The following is a 15,615-nucleotide window of genomic DNA, read 5'->3' on the forward strand; positions in this document are numbered from 1 at the left end:
TCACCTTATTCAAACCTGTGCGATCCACTTACGATGGGTATGGATCGACATCAAAACCCCAAACGCTGACAGCAGCGTCACCAGCGAAGTTCCGCCGTAGCTAATGAACGGCAGCGGCACCCCCACCACCGGCAACAGGCCACTGACCATACCGATGTTGACGAAAACATAAACAAAAAACGTCATGGTCAGGCTGCCGGCCAGCAATTTGCCGAACAGTGTCTGCGCCTGGGCGGTAATTACCAGCCCACGGCCAATCAACAACAGGTAAATCAGCAGCAGGGCGCAAATGCCCACCAGACCGAACTCTTCGCCCATCACCGCGATGATGAAGTCGGTATGGCTTTCCGGCAAAAAGTCCAGGTGCGACTGGGTACCCAGCAGCCAGCCTTTGCCAAACACGCCGCCGGAACCGATGGCGGCCTTGGACTGGATGATGTTCCAGCCCGTGCCAAGCGGATCGCTCTCCGGATCGAGGAAGGTCAGGATCCGCTGCTTCTGGTAGTCGTGCATGATGAAGAACCACATGGCGACGGCCACCGGCACGGCCGCCGCGACCACGCTGAGGATCCAGCGCCAGCGCAGGCCACCCATGAACAGCACGAAAGCTCCACCCGCGAGGATCAGCAGCGAGGTACCGAGGTCCGGCTGACGGACGATCAATATGAACGGCAATCCAATCAGGAACAGACTGACCCCGACGTGCTTGAGCTGCGGCGGCAAGGTGCGCTTGGACAGGTACCAGGCAATGGTCGCCGGCATCAGGATCTTCATGAATTCCGAGGGCTGGAAGCGGATCACCCCGGGAATGTTGATCCAGCGCGTGGCGCCCATGGCGTTGTGGCCCATCACGTCCACCACCACCAGCAAGATCACCCCGAGCACATAGCCCAGCGGCACCCAACGCGCCATGAACCGTGGTTCGAACTGGGCGATGACGATCATCGACACCAGGCCGATGCCAAACGACGTCGCTTGCTTGGCCAGCAGGTCCCAGCTCTTGCCGCTGGCCGAATACAGCACGAACAGGCTGCCGGCAGCGAGGATCAGCAGCAGGATCAGCAAGGGGCCGTCGATGTGCATGCGCTGCAACAGCGTCGCGCGGCGACGCATCACATCCTCACTGGAGAGGATGCGATCAAAATTACTCTTCACGGGCCGTAGCCTCCGCGCTGATAGGGCTGTCGAACTCGGGCTTGAGTCGGCCGTCCTGGCCCAGGAGCCAGGCATCCATGACTTGCCGCACCACTGGCGCCGCGACACCGGAACCGGACTCACCGTTCTCGACCATCACCGCCACGGTTATTTTCGGGTTGTCGGCCGGCGCAAAGCCGACGAACAAGGCGTGGTCACGGTGGCGCTCCTGAACCTTGGAGCGGTCGTACTTCTCGCCTTGTTTGATCGCGACCACCTGGGCGGTACCCGATTTACCGGCAATCCGGTATTGCGAGCCAATCGCCGCTTTACGCGCGGTGCCGCGGGCACCGTGCATCACTTGCTGCATGCCGTGGTTGACCTTGGTCCAGTCCGACGGATCGCGCAGAACGATGTCCGGCACCGGGTTCGGGTCCAACGGTTTCTCGCCTTCAATGGTTTTGGCCAGGTGCGGACGGTTCCACTTGCCCTTGTTGGCGACCAGCGCGGTAGCCTGGGCCAGTTGCAACGGGGTGGACTGCATGTAGCCCTGACCGATCCCCAGAATCAGCGTTTCACCCGGGAACCAGGCCTGACGGCGGGTTGCGCGCTTCCACTCGCGGGACGGCATCAGCCCCGGCGACTCTTCGAACATATCCAGCGAGACCTTCTGGCCGATACCGAACTTGCCCAAATACGTCGACAGCCGATCAATCCCCAGCTTGTGCGCCAGGTCATAGAAATAGGTGTCGTTGGACCGCATGATTGCCGTGTCCAGATCCACGTAGCCGTCGCCGGTGCGGTTCCAGTTACGGTATTTGTGATCGTAGTTGGGCAGCATGTAGTAACCCGGGTCGAAAACCCGGGTCGAAGCGGTCACTACACCGGAGTCCAGCCCGGCAATCGCCACGGCCGGCTTGATGGTCGAACCCGGCGGGTACAGACCGCGCAGCACGCGGTTGAACAGTGGCCGGTCGATGGAGTCACGCAGCTCGGCATAGGCCTTGAAGCTGATGCCGGTCACGAACAGGTTCGGGTCGAAACTCGGCTGACTGACCATCGCCAGCACTTCGCCGGTGTTCGGGTCCAGCGCCACCACCGCACCTCGGCGCCCGCCCAATGCAGCTTCGGCGGCTTCCTGCAACTTGATGTCCAGGCTCAGGACGATGTCCTTGCCGGGAATCGGATCGGTGCGCTTGAGCACCCGCAGCACGCGGCCACGGGCGTTGGTCTCGACTTCTTCGTAACCGACCTGACCGTGCAACTCCGGCTCGTAGAAACGCTCGATGCCGGTTTTGCCAATTTGATGGGTGCCGCTGTAACTCACCGGGTCCAGAGACTTGAGCTCTTTTTCGTTGATCCGTCCCATGTAACCGACCGAGTGCGCAAAATGCGCGCCCTGCGGATAGTGACGCACCAGCTGCGCAACCACTTCGACACCCGGCAGGCGGAACTGATTCACCGCGATCCGGGCGATCTGCTCTTCCGACAGCTCGAACAGGATCGGCACCGGCTCGAACGGTCGGCGCCCCTGCTTCATGCGTTTTTCGAAGACCACCCGGTCTTCGGGCGTCAGTTGCAGCACTTCAACGATCACATCGAGCACTTGCTTCCAGTCACCCGAGCGCTCGCGCGTCATGCTCAGGCTGAAGCTGGGCCGGTTATCGGCCACCACCACGCCATTACGGTCGTAGATCAGCCCACGAGTCGGCGGAATCGGCTGAACATGGACGCGGTTGTTTTCCGACAGGGTCGAGTGGTACTCGTACTGAATCACTTGAAGGAAATACAGCCGCGCAATCAGCACGCCGATCAGCGTGACCACCGCAATTGCCCCGAACACGACCCGGCCGCGCACCAGACGGGCGTCTTTCTCGTGGTCCTTGATGCGGATCGGTTGAGACATGAGGGCGCAGAACTACTTGTGGTAAGGGTGCCCGGACAGCACTGTCCAGGCGCGATACAACTGTTCACCAATCAGAATCCGCACCAGCGGGTGCGGCAAGGTCAGTGGCGACAGCGACCAGCGCTGATCAGCCCGCGCACAGACTTCCGGCGCCAGCCCTTCGGGGCCGCCGACCATGAAGTTCACCGTGCGCGAGTCCAGCCGCCAGCGGTCCAGTTCGACCGCCAGTTGCTCGGTACTCCAGGGCTTGCCATGCACTTCCAGGGTGACGATGCGCTCGTTCGGGCCCACCTTGGCCAGCATGGCTTCGCCTTCCTGACGGATGAAGCGCGCCACGTCAGCGTTCTTGCCACGGGTATTGAGCGGAATTTCCACCAGTTCCAGCGCCAGCTCGGACGGAAGACGCTTGGCATATTCATGCCAGCCTTCTTCCACCCATTTGGGCATGCGTGAACCGACGGCGATCAGACGCAGTCGCACAGCGATCCCTTATTGCTGGTCTTTGTTGAGCTTGGTGAAATGCTCGTGACCGACTTCAGGGCTGTGATGCTTGCCATCGGTGGCACGGCTCAGCTCGGCACCTTCCCACAGACGCTCCAGGTCGTAGAACTGGCGGGCCGAGGCGGTCATCATGTGTACGATGACATCGTCCATGTCCAGCAGCACCCAGTCACTGTCGCCCTTGCCTTCTTCACCCAGCGGCTTGACGCCTTGGGCCTTGACCGCTTCGCGGACCTTATCCAGCATCGCGCCGATCTGGCGGTTGGAAGTACCGGTAGCGATGATCATGAAGTCAGTGATGCTCTGCTTTTCACGAACGTCGATCACCAGGATGTCCTGGGCCTTGACGTCTTCCAGGGCCGCTACGGCGACCTTGACCAGCTCTTCGCCGACGAGTGCCGGGCCGGTTTCAGCCGTTACTGGCAGCGGGGCGCTCTTGAACGAACCTTTGCGCTTTACTTTAGTTACGTCTTTGTCAGTCATATAAAACTCGTTTTGCTCGTATGTTCGGGCGCTTCAATACACGTTGTTGCCACGTGCCTCAAAGCACTCCTATTCAGTTCGACGCACGGTAAAGCCCGTGCGCATCGATGTAGGCCAGGACCGCGTCGGGCACCAGGAAACGTACCGACTTACCGCTGGCCAGCAGTTGACGGATCTGGGTGGCGGATACCGCGAGCGGCGTCTGCCAGACGAATGCAATCTGTCCGCTCGACCCTTTGAGGGCCAGCGGGTCGCTTACCGAGCGCGCTGCCAGCAGGTTGCGCAAGGCATCCGGCGGTTCGCTGTCGGCATCCGGGCGTTGCAGCACCAGGATGTGGCAATGCTGGAGCAACTCTTCCCAGCGGTGCCAAGTGGGCAGGCCGCAAAATGCGTCCCAGCCCAAAAGTAGAAACAACTGGTCGTCAGCGGCAAGTTCCGCACGCATCAGTTCCAGGGTGTCGATGGTATAGGACGGTTTGTCGCGTTTGAGTTCGCGGTCGTCCACCACCAACGGTGCCACGCCGGCCACCGCGCACTCGACCATCGCCAGACGGTCCTGCGCCGAGACCTGCGGCGTGTCCCGATGCGGGGGCTTGGCGCTGGGCGTCAAGCGCAACTCATCAAGGGCCAGAGACTCGGCCACTTCCAGCGCACCGCGCAAATGGCCGATGTGCACCGGATCGAAGGTCCCGCCCAGGACACCAATGCGCCGGGGGCCGGGTTCGCTGGTGGTCACTGCGGCGCTCTGGCCGAGATCGCCCAAGTCAGACCGGCTCCTGGCCGCGTAACTGGCCATCACCGACCACGATGTACTTCTCGCAGGTCAGACCTTCGAGACCCACCGGGCCTCGGGCGTGCAGCTTATCAGTAGAAATGCCAATCTCGGCACCCAATCCGTATTCGAAGCCATCGGCAAAGCACGTCGGGGTGTTGATCATCACCGAGGCCGAATCGACTTCAGCCACAAAACGCCGGGCTTCGCCCTGGTGTTCGCTGACGATCGAGTCGGTGTGGTGCGAGCCGTAATGGTTGATGTGCTCGATCGCCTGGTCCAGGCCGTCGACCACCAGGATCGACAGGATCGGCGCCAGGTATTCGGTGCTCCAGTCTTCTTCAGTGGCGGCCACGGCGTCGATGATCGCCCGGGTGCGCTCGCAACCACGCAACTCGACGCCTTTTTCGCTGAACTGTGCCGCCATCGCTGGCAGGAAATCCTTGGCGACCGCTTGATCGACCAACAGGGTTTCCATGGCACCGCAGATGCCGTAACGGTAAGTCTTGGCGTTGAACGCAATGCGCTGGGCTTTCGGCAACTCGGCGTGGGCACTGACATACACGTGGCAGATACCGTCCAGGTGCTTGATCACCGGTACGCGAGCGTCGCGGCTGACCCGTTCGATCAGGCCTTTGCCGCCACGCGGTACGATCACGTCGACGTACTCGGGCATGGTGATCAATGCGCCAACGGCGGCACGGTCGGTGGTTTCGACCACTTGCACCACGGCAGCTGGCAAACCGGCCTCGGCCAGACCGCGCTGAATGCAGGCGGCAATGGCACGATTGGAATGAATAGCCTCGGAACCACCGCGCAGGATGGTTGCGTTGCCCGATTTCAGGCACAGGCTCGCGGCATCGATGGTCACGTTCGGCCGCGATTCATAGATAATTCCGACCACGCCCAGCGGCACGCGCATCTTGCCGACCTGGATTCCCGACGGCCGGTAACTCATGTCGCGGATCGAGCCGACCGGGTCGGGCAGCGCCGCCACCTGACGCAAACCGACAATCATGCCGTCGATGCGTGCGGGGGTCAGGGCCAGACGTTCGAGCATGGCCGGCTCAAGACCATTGGCCCGGCCTGCGGCCAGATCAAGTTCATTGGCGGCGGTCAACTCGGCGCGAGCGTTATCCAGAGCGTTGGCGGCAGCCAGCAGGGCGCGGTTTTTCTGCCCGGTACTGGCACGGCCGATCACACGGGAAGCGTCGCGGGCAGCGCGACCCAAACGGGTCATGTAGTCAAGAACGGACTCAGTCATGGTCTCTGTGGTCTTGGCAAAGAGGAAAGCGGCAGATTATAGCTGTCGCGCTCTCCTACTAACAGCGGTGACGGGCGGATGGTCGAAATGGACCGCAAAAAGACAGCGTTCAGCCTCGATTAAGTCTGGAGTTGTTATCATTCCGTCACATTCAGCCTGAACACGTCGGCCGCCATGTCCATTCTGACCACCGCGAAACTGCCAAAAGCCCTGCCTGACAGCTTTTTCAACCGTGATGCTCAGCTGCTTGCCTGTGAATTGCTGGGCAAAGTGATCCGTCATCGAGTCGGTGATCTGTGGCTTTCGGCACGAATTATCGAGACCGAAGCCTATTACTGCGAAGAAAAAGGCAGCCACGCCTCCCTCGGCTACACAGAAAAGCGTAAGGCTTTGTTTCTGGATGGCGGCCACATCTATATGTATTACGCCCGTGGCGGCGATTCGCTGAACTTCAGTGCCCGCGGGCCGGGCAATGCGGTGCTGATCAAATCGGCTTACCCGTGGGTCGATGAAATCTCAGGCCCCGCGAGCCTGGCGCAGATGCTGCTCAACAACCCCGACGCCAACGGTCGACCGCGCCCCTCGCAAAAGCTCTGCGCCGGCCAGACCTTGCTGTGCAAGGCGCTGGGCCTGAAAGTGCCGATCTGGGATGCCCAGCGCTTCGATCATGAAGTGCTGTTTGTCGAAGACGTCGGTACACCTCCCCCGCACATCATCCAGACCACACGCCTGGGCATTCCTCATGGCCGCGACGAACACCTGATGTACCGCTTCGTCGACAGCGCTTACGCGCCCTACTGCACCCGGAACCCTCTGCGACGCGGTCAGGTCGAAGACCGCGACTATTTCCTGCTTTGAAACATCCCCCCTGCGGGCCAATGAAAAAATAATGGAGTTGTATGTATGGGCCCATGGCTCGATAGCCTGACCGTCTGGTTGACGGTAAACCCGCAATGGCTGGCGGCGGCGGTATTCATAGTGGCCTGCGTTGAGTGCCTGGCGATTGCCGGATTGATCGTGCCCGGCACGGTATTGCTGTTTGCCATCGCCGTGCTGGCCGGCAGCGGCGCGCTGTCGCTGGGCGAAACACTGCTGCTGGGTTTTCTCGGCGGTTTATTCGGCGATGTGCTGTCGTATTTCCTGGGCAGGCACTTCCATCAGAACATTCGCCGTTTGCCAGGGTTGCGCCATCATCCGGAATGGATCAACGGCGCCGAAAGCTATTTCCAGCGCTATGGCATCGTGAGCTTGTTGGTCGGGCGCTTTATCGGTCCGTTAAGACCGATGCTGCCGATGGTTGCCGGGATGTTCGACATGCCGTTCCCGCGTTTCTTTGCTGTCAGCCTGCTGGCGGGTGCAGGCTGGTCGGTGGCTTATCTGCTGCCGGGCTGGGCCACGGGCGCGGCGATTCGCCTGCCGTTACCTGAAGGTTTCTGGCCACAAGCAGGGCTTGTGGTCGGTAGCATCGCGGTGCTGCTGGGCCTGAGCATCAACAGCAGCTTGCGCGGTCATCGCCAGACCACCGCACTGATCGCCAGCCTCAGCCTGGTGATACTGGGCGGACTGTTTATTGGCTACCCGCACCTTGGGGCCATCGATCAGGGTTTGATGGCGCTGGTTCAGGAACACCGCAGCCCGGCGCTGGATGAAGTCGCCGTGATGCTCACCCAGGTCGGCGACTTCAAGAATATGCTGGTGATCAGCGCAGCGCTGACGATCCTGCTGCTGGTCACGCGGCAGTGGCGGCACTTGATCTTTGCCGCCAGCACACTGCTAATCACTGCACTGGCAAACACCGGAACCAAGCTGCTGTTCGCACGGATGCGCCCGGACGTACTGACCGAGCCGCTGACCAGCTACAGCATGCCCAGCGGCCATTCATCCGGCTCGTTTGCGTTATTCCTGACCCTGGCGGTACTGGCCGGTCGCGGCCAGCCAACGCGCATGCGCCTGACCTGGCTGCTGCTCGGTTGCTTGCCGGCAGCGGCCATCGCCATGTCACGGGTTTATCTCGGTGCGCATTGGCCAACCGATGTACTGACCGGTGCGGTGCTGGCAGCTTGCGTGTGTGCGGCCAGCCTGGCCGTGAGCCAGCGCCAGACACCCCTGAACCCAATGCCGGCCAAGGTCTGGTGGCAGGTCTTGCCGGTACTGGTGGCATTGATCGGGTTCTTCGCGCTGTGGAATGTGCCTCGTACCCTGTTGCGGTATGCCTACTGACGCGCCTCAGGCAAACAACTCCCCCTGCAGCTCATCCAGCAACGCCTGAATCGCATCCAGGCGTTGCTGCGGGTCGTCGAGTTGCAGCAGGTCGATCTTGTCCAATTCTGAAAATGGCAACAGGTACGCCAACTGATTCGCCAGCGATTGCTGGCCAGTGGCCTCGGTGCCCATGTTCAGCGCCTCGACCATCGGGTGTTCGGCCAGCGCCTTGAGCAAGGCAATGAGGTCGGCGTCTTCATCCTGCAAGGGTTGCTCGGGCAGATCACCCAGCCACTCGACATCGGCAACGGTCAGTTGATCGCGCTGGACCTCGGTACGCAGCACATGAAAGCGTCGCCCACCCTGAACCCGAATGCCCAGCAGGCCGTTGTCCTGCTGTTTGAAATCGGTGATCAATGCTTCGCAGCCGACCAGTGCATACCCCTCGGGCGCGACGCCGACTTCATCGCCATCCAGAATGCACACTACACCAAAGCCTGCCCCCTGCTTCATGCAGCGGCCGATCATGTCCAGGTAGCGCGCCTCGAATATCTGCAAATCGAGGATGCAACCGGGAAACAGCACTGTGTTCAGCGGGAAAAGCGCCAGGCTCATAAAGGTTTCCTTAAACCACCATCGACACCGCCAACGGCAGGAATACCGCCGTGGCCACACCCATCAGGCTCATCGCCAACGCAGCAAATGCTCCACACTCTTCATTTTCCTGCAAGGCCACCGAGGTGCCAACCGCATGGGCGGTCATGCCCAGCGCCATACCTCGGGCTTCAGGGCTATGAACCCCCAGGCGCGTCAAAAGACTCGGGCCGAAAATCGCTCCGATCACCCCGGTAATCAACACGAACACCGCCGCCAGTGCCGCCACGCCACCGATCTGTTCGGCCACCAGCATGGCAATCGGCGAGGTCACCGACTTGGGTGCCATGGTCATCAGGATCATGTGCTCGGCACCGAACCACCAACCGAGCAACACCCCCATGCCGGTGGCAACCACGCCCCCTATCACCAGCGTAGTAAATATCGGCCAGAACAGTTGCCGAATCCGTCTCAGGTTGAGGTAGAGCGGCACCGCCAGCGCAACGGTCGCCGGCCCCAGCAGAATACTGAGGATCTCGGTGCTTTTGCGGTACTCGGCGTACGTCAGCCCACAGCCAACTAACACGCCGATCACCAGCAGCATTGACACCAACACTGGCTGCAGGAAGATCCAGCGGGTTTTCTCGAACGTCGCCAGCACCAGTTGATACGCGCCCAGGGTAATGCCGATGCCGAACAACGGATGATGAATCACCGCCGCCAGGGCGCCCTGCCAGTCGAAGATCATTGCGAGTCCTCGGAGCGCGCAGCATGGCGCTTGACCAACCGCTGCATCAACACCCCGGCGAAGGCCATGGACAGCAGTTGCGACAACACCAGCGCGCCAACGATGGCCCAGAAGTCCGCGGCGATATCGGCGGCGTAAACCATCACCCCTACCGCCGGCGGCACCAGCAGCAATGGCAAATAACGCAGCAGGCTGCCGGCCGCCAGGTTCAGCGGTTCAGCCACTTCGCCGCGAATGACCAAGAACCCCAACAGCAACAGCAGGCCGATAATCGGCCCCGGCAGCACCGGCAAAAGCAAATGGTTGATGGCCGTGCCAAGCAATTGAAACAGCACCAGCCAGGTCAGGCCGCGTAGCAACATCCGTCATCTCCAGCAAAACTCATCCCCCACACGCGGGCCGAGCATTATAAGCACGACAACGCTATGCACCGGCATTCGCCAAAAGCATGGTCAGTTGACCTGAGCCAATTGTCATGTTGATCTAAAGTGGTTCTCTGGGAGGTCAAATCCCCCCATTCGAAAAACTATAAATCCGATGAACCCAAGGAGAGTCTCAATGCCCTATGTTCCAGTTGCAGAGCTCAAAGATTATGTCGGCAAGGAACTCGGACGTTCCGAATGGCTTACGATCGATCAGGACCGCATCAACCTGTTCGCCGAAGCCACAGGCGATTATCAGTTCATCCACGTTGACCCGGTAAAAGCCGCACAAACCCCGTTTGGCAGCACGATCGCCCACGGCTTCCTGTCGCTGTCACTGATCCCGAAACTGATGGAGGACATCCTGGTCCTGCCACAAGGTTTGAAGATGGTGGTCAACTACGGCCTGGACAGCGTGCGCTTCATTCAACCGGTGAAGGTCGACTCCAGAGTCCGGCTCAAGGTCGAACTGAGCGAAGTCACCGAAAAGAAACCTGGCCAATGGCTGCTCAAGGCCACCGCCACGCTGGAAATCGAAGGTCAGGAAAAACCGGCGTACATCGCTGAACCGCTGTCGCTGGCGTTCGTGTAACCCCTCGTGTGATGCGAAACAGCTATAAGCTGTTTCGCACAGCTCTATATATCAGACACATAGCTGCGGCATACTCGCTCGCCTAATTGCCCGGATCCCGCTATGCGCTCACTTGCACCCCTTGTTCTGACCCTGTTGCTCACCGCGTGTGGTGACGGCGAATCGCTGTTGCCCCCTGACGCACGCCTGCCGGATGGCGGCCGTTACCGGGGTGATCTGGTCAATGGGTTGCTGCAAGGCCAGGGCCGGATCGACTACCCGAACGGCAGCTGGTACGCCGGCCAGTTCGACAAGGGCCAGTGGCACGGTCAGGGCGAATGGCACGGTAGCAACGGTGAGGTCTACCGTGGGGAATTCCAGCAAGGACTGTTCCATGGCCAGGGCACGCTGACCACCAACGGCAACAGCTACACCGGCGGTTTCAAACTCGGCCGGCGCGACGGTGAAGGCACCCTCAAAGAAGACGGCATGACCTACCGTGGCGAGTTCAAGGCCGATCAATATTCCGGCCTCGGCCGCCTCGAACTTGAGGACGGCAGTCAGTATCAGGGCCTGTTCGCCAATGGCAAACCCAACGGTGAAGGCCAGCGCGGCGATGCCAGCGGCAATCAGTTCACCGGCAATTTCGTCGATGGCCAGCTCGAAGGCAACGGCACCTTCAGCAGCGCCGAGGGCGACATTTACGTTGGCGGCTTCAAACAGAATCAGTTGAACGGTAAAGGCCGCTACGAGAACGCCGACGGCGATGTGTGGGTCGGCCAATTCAAGGAAGGCGCGCTCAACGGCAAAGGCGAATTGATTGGCGCCGATAACAGCCACTATATCGGCCAATTCAGTGATTGGCGCTTCACCGGTCAAGGCCGCTTGAACCTGGCGGACGGCAGCTTTTACATCGGCGAGTTCGACAACGACAGCTATCAGGGTCACGGCACGCTGGTGCTGACCGATGGCACCGTGCAAAGCGGTGACTGGATCAATGGCCAGCGTGTACGCGATGCCAACGGCAAGTTGCTGCCAGACACGCTTGAGCTGGGTTTGCTGGCGCAAGGGCGCCTGCTCGAAGAAGCGCTGGCCAATGTGCCTGCCTCGACCCCGGCAGTCGAACTGTACACCCTGACCCTGGGTGGCGACGGCAAGCAGAGCGTGTTTTTGCGCGAGTCCGACTACGTCAGCAACATGCTCGCCAGCCGCTTCGGCGCCTACGGCCAGATCCGCCTGGTCAACCATCGCGATCACCTCGGCGACCGACCGATGGCCACCCGCGAGAACCTGCGCCGCGCCGTTTTGACCCTGGCCGAACGCAGTGGGCCGGAAGACCTGGTGTTCATCTACCTGACCAGCCATGGCACCCACGAACATGAACTGGTACTCGACCAACCCCGTCTGGAGCTGGCCGACTTGCCGGCCGACGAATTGGCCACCGTCCTCGCACCGCTGAAAAACCGCGACAAGATCATCGTGATTTCCGCCTGCTACTCCGGTGGTTTCATCCCGGCCCTCAAAGACGAACACACGCTGATCATGACCGCCTCACGCGCCGACCGTGTGTCGTTCGGTTGCTCGGAAGAGGCCGACTTCACCTACTTCGGCGACGCGCTGTTCGTCCACGCCCTGAACCAGACCGACGACCTCGAACAAGCCTTCAAACTGGCCAAGGGCATCGTCGCCGAGCGTGAGCAGGCGGACAACTTCGAGGCCTCGGAACCTCAGATCTGGGCGCCTAAAGGGGTGTTGGCGCACTGGCAATTACTGCGCAAGCAGCAAGCACGCAAGGCACTGGAAAGTGCCGCTTTAACCAGCAAGGAAGCAAAGAGCAACTAAGCTGAAACAGTATCAAGGGGAAAATATTATGTACTTGACGCCTCAGCATATATTGCTCGCTGGAGCCACCGGCCTGACCGGTGAACATTTACTCGATCGGCTGCTCAACGAGCCGACCGTCAGTCGTGTACTGGCACCGTCACGCCGACCACTGGCTGAACATCCTCATCTGGAAAACCCGGTCGGCGACCCTTCCGTATTTATTCCGCAACTCAGTGGCCGCGTCGATCTCGCTTTCTGCTGTCTGGGCACTACCATCAAAAAGGCCGGCTCCGAGCAAGCCTTTCGGGCGGTGGACTTGGACTTGGTCGTGGCCTTCGGCAAACGCGCCCGGGAGATGGGTGCACGGCATCTGATCGTGATTAGCGCCATCGGCGCCGATCGGAGATCCTCGGTGCTCTACAACAGAGTCAAAGGCGAAATGGAATATGCCTTGAGGGCCCAGAACTGGCCGCAGCTGACCATCTGCCGACCTTCCCTGCTGCTGGGCGATCGTCTGGAACCGCGCATTACCGAACAACTGGCAGGGCCACTGTCCAAACTGATCCCCGGCAAATACCGCGGCATCGAAGCCTGCCAACTGGCCCGCGCCATGTGGCGCCTGGCGCTGGAAGAACAGGACGGCATGCGGATTGTCGAGTCCGACGAACTGCGCAAGCTCGGCAAATAATCTTGCGGCGTCTGAACGGACGCCTTCGCGAGCAGGCTCGCTCCCACAGGGTTCTGGGGTGAGCATACAAATGTGCGACTCAAGAAAGTCAGTGTGGGAGCGAGCCTGCTCGCGATAGAGCGCAAAGCGCTCTGCTACAACCCGCCCGTCGCCTGAACCCCCACACCCAACACCGTCAACACCGACAGCGGCAACAGCAGCGTGTCGAGCAGTGCGCTGGCCGGCAGGTCGATGCCGGGGTAGCTGGGTGCTTCGGCACCAAAGTGGTCCTTGGCGCAGCAACCACCGTCCAGCGCATACAGATCCAGACGCATGCCCGAGTACACCACTGGCGCACCGGGCTTGGCCGCGTCCAGTGTGCGTGCGGTGGCACAGCCGCCCAATTGCAGGGCAAGCAGCAGAATCAATACCTTATTCATCGCTGCTCAAATGGTGTTCGCCCCAACGCGGCAGCATGTCTTGCGGGATGTTCAACAGATTGAGAATCCGCGCCACGACAAAATCCACCAGATCATCGATGGTCTGCGGTTGGTGATAGAAACCCGGCGAGGCCGGCAGGATGGTCACGCCCATGTTCGACAGCTTGAGCATGTTCTCCAGGTGAATGCTTGAATACGGTGCCTCGCGCGGCACCAGAATCAACTGTCGACGTTCTTTCAACGTTACGTCGGCGGCGCGTTCGATCAGGTTGTTGCAGGCGCCTGTCGCAATCGCCGACAAGGTCCCGGTCGAGCACGGCACCACCACCATCGCGGCCGGCGAGCCGGAGCCCGAGGCCACTGGCGACATCCAGTCTTCCTTGCCATACACCCGAATCTGCCCGGCAACCGCGCCGGTGTATTCAGTGAGGAAGGCCTGCATCAGCTGCGGTTTCGCCGGCAGCGTAACGTCGGTCTCGGTGGCCATCACCAGTTGCGCGGCCTTGGAGATCAGGAAGTGCACCTCGCGGTCTTCGCGCACCAGACAATCAAGCAGGCGCAAACCGTACTGGGCGCCGGAAGCGCCGGTCATGGCCAGCGTGATGCGATCCGGACCGTTGTTCATTTAAGCGCCTCGGCCAGTTTGCCGTGCAGGCCGCCGAAGCCGCCGTTGCTCATGATCACCACATGGGTGCCGGGTTTGGCCTGGTGCTTCACGTGCTCGATGATGCCGTCGAGCGAATCGCAGACAATCGACGGCACCGTGCACAGCGCAGCAACGGCGGGCAAGTCCCAGCCGAGGTTGGCCGGCGCGTACCAGACCACCTGGTCGGCATCGACCACACTTTGTGGCAAACCGTCACGGTGCGCGCCGAGCTTCATCGAGTTGGAGCGCGGCTCGATAATCGCGATCAACGGTGCATCGCCAATGCGTTTGCGCAGACCGTCGAGGGTGGTGGCGATGGCCGTCGGGTGGTGAGCGAAGTCGTCGTAGATGGTGATGCCGTGGACTTCAGCGACCTTTTCCATGCGGCGCTTGACGCTCTTGAACGCGCTCAACGCGGCGATGCCCATGCTCGGAACCACGCCCACATGCCGCGCGGCCGCCAGAGTGGCCAGGGCGTTAGCAACGTTATGCTGGCCGGTCATGTCCCACTCGACCACGCCTTGAGCGACGCCTTCGAACATCACTTCAAACTTCGAGCCGTCTTCGCTGAGCAATTTGACTTGCCATTGCCCGCCCGCGCCGGTGGTTTGCACCGGGGTCCAGCAGCCCATTTCGATCACGCGCTGCAACGCCGGTTCAGTGGTCGGATGGATCACCAGGCCTTCGCTCGGAATGGTCCGCACCAAGTGGTGGAACTGTCGCTCGATGGCCGGCAGATCGGGGAAGATGTCCGCGTGATCGAACTCAAGGTTATTGAGGATCGCGGTACGTGGACGGTAGTGAACGAATTTCGAGCGTTTGTCGAAGAAGGCGCTGTCGTATTCGTCGGCTTCGATCACGAAGAACGGTGTGTCACCCAGACGCGCCGACACCGAGAAGTTCTGCGGCACACCGCCGATCAAAAAGCCCGGGCTCATGCCGGCATGCTCCAGCACCCAGGCGAGCATGCTGCTGGTGGTGGTTTTGCCATGGGTGCCAGCAACCGCCAGCACCCAGCGACCTTGCAGCACGTGGTCGGCCAACCATTGCGGACCGGAGACGTACGGCAGGCCTTTGTTCAAGACGTATTCGACTGCAGGGTTGCCGCGCGACATCGCATTGCCAATCACCACCAGGTCCGGAGCCGGATCGAGTTGGGCGGGATCATAACCTTGTGTCAGCTCGATGCCCTGCGCCTGCAACTGCGTACTCATCGGCGGGTAGACATTGGCGTCGGAGCCCGTCACGTGATGGCCCAACTCTTTGGCCAGGACCGCCATCGAACCCATGAAAGTGCCGCAAATACCCAGAATATGAATGTGCATAGTCAACCTCGTAAAACATCGAGGCAGGTTAGCGTAGGGTGGGAAAAATCGCACCTTGTGTTTCGGACTCACCGACGCCTTCGCGAGCAAGCCCGCTCCCACAAGGTATCGTGTAT

General features: G+C 60.8%; 17 protein-coding genes. 5 read left to right on the plus strand and 12 right to left on the minus strand.

The window, feature by feature from the left end; translation table 11 throughout:
• Nucleotides 1-9: 9 nt before the first annotated feature.
• From rodA to NTD87_RS16465, 6 genes are all read right to left on the minus strand, one after another.
• The gene (gene rodA, locus NTD87_RS16440; protein WP_123423501.1) at nt 10-1,113 is read right to left on the minus strand and encodes a rod shape-determining protein RodA; all 1,104 of its coding nucleotides are present in this window, start codon (nt 1,111-1,113) and stop codon (nt 10-12) included.
• A 31-nt stretch (nt 1,114-1,144) separates the two neighbouring features.
• Nucleotides 1,145-3,040, minus strand: coding sequence for a penicillin-binding protein 2 (mrdA, locus tag NTD87_RS16445; protein ID WP_262115074.1), 1,896 nt, complete (start codon nt 3,038-3,040; stop codon nt 1,145-1,147).
• Between the two features lie 12 nt (nt 3,041-3,052).
• Nucleotides 3,053-3,520 (minus strand): 23S rRNA (pseudouridine(1915)-N(3))-methyltransferase RlmH, encoded by a 468-nt coding sequence (rlmH, locus tag NTD87_RS16450; protein ID WP_003185785.1) that lies wholly within the window; start codon nt 3,518-3,520, stop codon nt 3,053-3,055.
• Between the two features lie 9 nt (nt 3,521-3,529).
• On the minus strand, nt 3,530-4,024 hold the full coding sequence (gene rsfS / locus NTD87_RS16455; RefSeq protein ID WP_071552060.1) for a ribosome silencing factor: 495 nt from the start codon (nt 4,022-4,024) through the stop codon (nt 3,530-3,532).
• Nucleotides 4,025-4,097: 73 nt separating this feature from the next.
• Complete coding sequence (gene nadD, locus NTD87_RS16460) at nt 4,098-4,820, minus strand: nicotinate-nucleotide adenylyltransferase (protein WP_262115076.1); 723 nt, start codon at nt 4,818-4,820, stop codon at nt 4,098-4,100.
• Entirely contained in the window at nt 4,789-6,060 is a 1,272-nt protein-coding gene (locus NTD87_RS16465; RefSeq protein ID WP_262115077.1) for a glutamate-5-semialdehyde dehydrogenase, read from the minus strand. The genes nadD and NTD87_RS16465 overlap by 32 nt, the downstream gene beginning before the upstream one ends.
• A gap of 174 nt (nt 6,061-6,234) precedes the next feature.
• Here NTD87_RS16465 and NTD87_RS16470 point away from each other — a divergent pair, with 174 nt between their 5' ends.
• On the plus strand, nt 6,235-6,918 hold the full coding sequence (locus NTD87_RS16470; RefSeq protein WP_262115078.1) for a DNA-3-methyladenine glycosylase: 684 nt from the start codon (nt 6,235-6,237) through the stop codon (nt 6,916-6,918).
• 45 nt (nt 6,919-6,963) lie between these two features.
• Complete coding sequence (locus NTD87_RS16475) at nt 6,964-8,280, plus strand: bifunctional DedA family/phosphatase PAP2 family protein (protein WP_262115079.1); 1,317 nt, start codon at nt 6,964-6,966, stop codon at nt 8,278-8,280.
• A 6-nt stretch (nt 8,281-8,286) separates the two neighbouring features.
• Here the strand turns inward: NTD87_RS16475 and NTD87_RS16480 are convergent, their stop codons facing one another.
• Genes NTD87_RS16480 through NTD87_RS16490 form a run of 3 tightly spaced genes read right to left on the minus strand, consistent with a single transcriptional unit; the run spans nt 8,287 to nt 9,966 of the window.
• Complete coding sequence (locus NTD87_RS16480; RefSeq protein WP_262115080.1) at nt 8,287-8,877, minus strand: LON peptidase substrate-binding domain-containing protein; 591 nt, start codon at nt 8,875-8,877, stop codon at nt 8,287-8,289.
• Between the two features lie 10 nt (nt 8,878-8,887).
• Nucleotides 8,888-9,604 carry an LrgB family protein gene (locus NTD87_RS16485; RefSeq protein WP_262115081.1) on the minus strand — a complete coding sequence of 239 codons (717 nt, stop codon included), beginning with the start codon at nt 9,602-9,604 and terminating at the stop codon, nt 8,888-8,890.
• Nucleotides 9,601-9,966, minus strand: coding sequence for a CidA/LrgA family protein (locus NTD87_RS16490; protein ID WP_262115083.1), 366 nt, complete (start codon nt 9,964-9,966; stop codon nt 9,601-9,603). Before NTD87_RS16490 ends, NTD87_RS16485 begins: the two co-directional genes overlap by 4 nt.
• Before the next feature lie 196 nt (nt 9,967-10,162).
• Here NTD87_RS16490 and NTD87_RS16495 point away from each other — a divergent pair, with 196 nt between their 5' ends.
• The 3 genes from NTD87_RS16495 (at nt 10,163) to NTD87_RS16505 (ending at nt 13,109) form a co-directional block, all read left to right on the plus strand.
• Entirely contained in the window at nt 10,163-10,618 is a 456-nt protein-coding gene (locus NTD87_RS16495) for a MaoC family dehydratase (protein ID WP_262115085.1), read from the plus strand.
• Between the two features lie 102 nt (nt 10,619-10,720).
• Nucleotides 10,721-12,439, plus strand: a complete 1,719-nt coding sequence (locus NTD87_RS16500) for a C13 family peptidase (protein ID WP_262115087.1) — start codon at nt 10,721-10,723, stop codon at nt 12,437-12,439.
• A gap of 28 nt (nt 12,440-12,467) precedes the next feature.
• On the plus strand, nt 12,468-13,109 hold the full coding sequence (locus NTD87_RS16505) for an oxidoreductase (RefSeq protein WP_262115088.1): 642 nt from the start codon (nt 12,468-12,470) through the stop codon (nt 13,107-13,109).
• Nucleotides 13,110-13,243: 134 nt separating this feature from the next.
• Here NTD87_RS16505 and NTD87_RS16510 read toward each other — a convergent pair whose 3' ends face one another.
• From NTD87_RS16510 to mpl, 3 genes are read right to left on the minus strand one after another with little or no spacing between them, the layout of a single operon-like run.
• Complete coding sequence (locus tag NTD87_RS16510) at nt 13,244-13,528, minus strand: YceK/YidQ family lipoprotein (RefSeq protein WP_262115089.1); 285 nt, start codon at nt 13,526-13,528, stop codon at nt 13,244-13,246.
• The gene (gene ubiX, locus NTD87_RS16515; RefSeq protein WP_262115090.1) at nt 13,521-14,153 is read right to left on the minus strand and encodes a flavin prenyltransferase UbiX; all 633 of its coding nucleotides are present in this window, start codon (nt 14,151-14,153) and stop codon (nt 13,521-13,523) included. The genes NTD87_RS16510 and ubiX overlap by 8 nt, the downstream gene beginning before the upstream one ends.
• The gene (mpl, locus tag NTD87_RS16520; protein WP_262115091.1) at nt 14,150-15,499 is read right to left on the minus strand and encodes a UDP-N-acetylmuramate:L-alanyl-gamma-D-glutamyl-meso-diaminopimelate ligase; all 1,350 of its coding nucleotides are present in this window, start codon (nt 15,497-15,499) and stop codon (nt 14,150-14,152) included. Before mpl ends, ubiX begins: the two co-directional genes overlap by 4 nt.
• Between the last annotated feature and the right edge of the window lie 116 nt (nt 15,500-15,615).

The organism is Pseudomonas sp. 6D_7.1_Bac1 (assembly GCF_025465945.1).
Taxonomy (GTDB): Bacteria; Pseudomonadota; Gammaproteobacteria; order Pseudomonadales; family Pseudomonadaceae; genus Aquipseudomonas.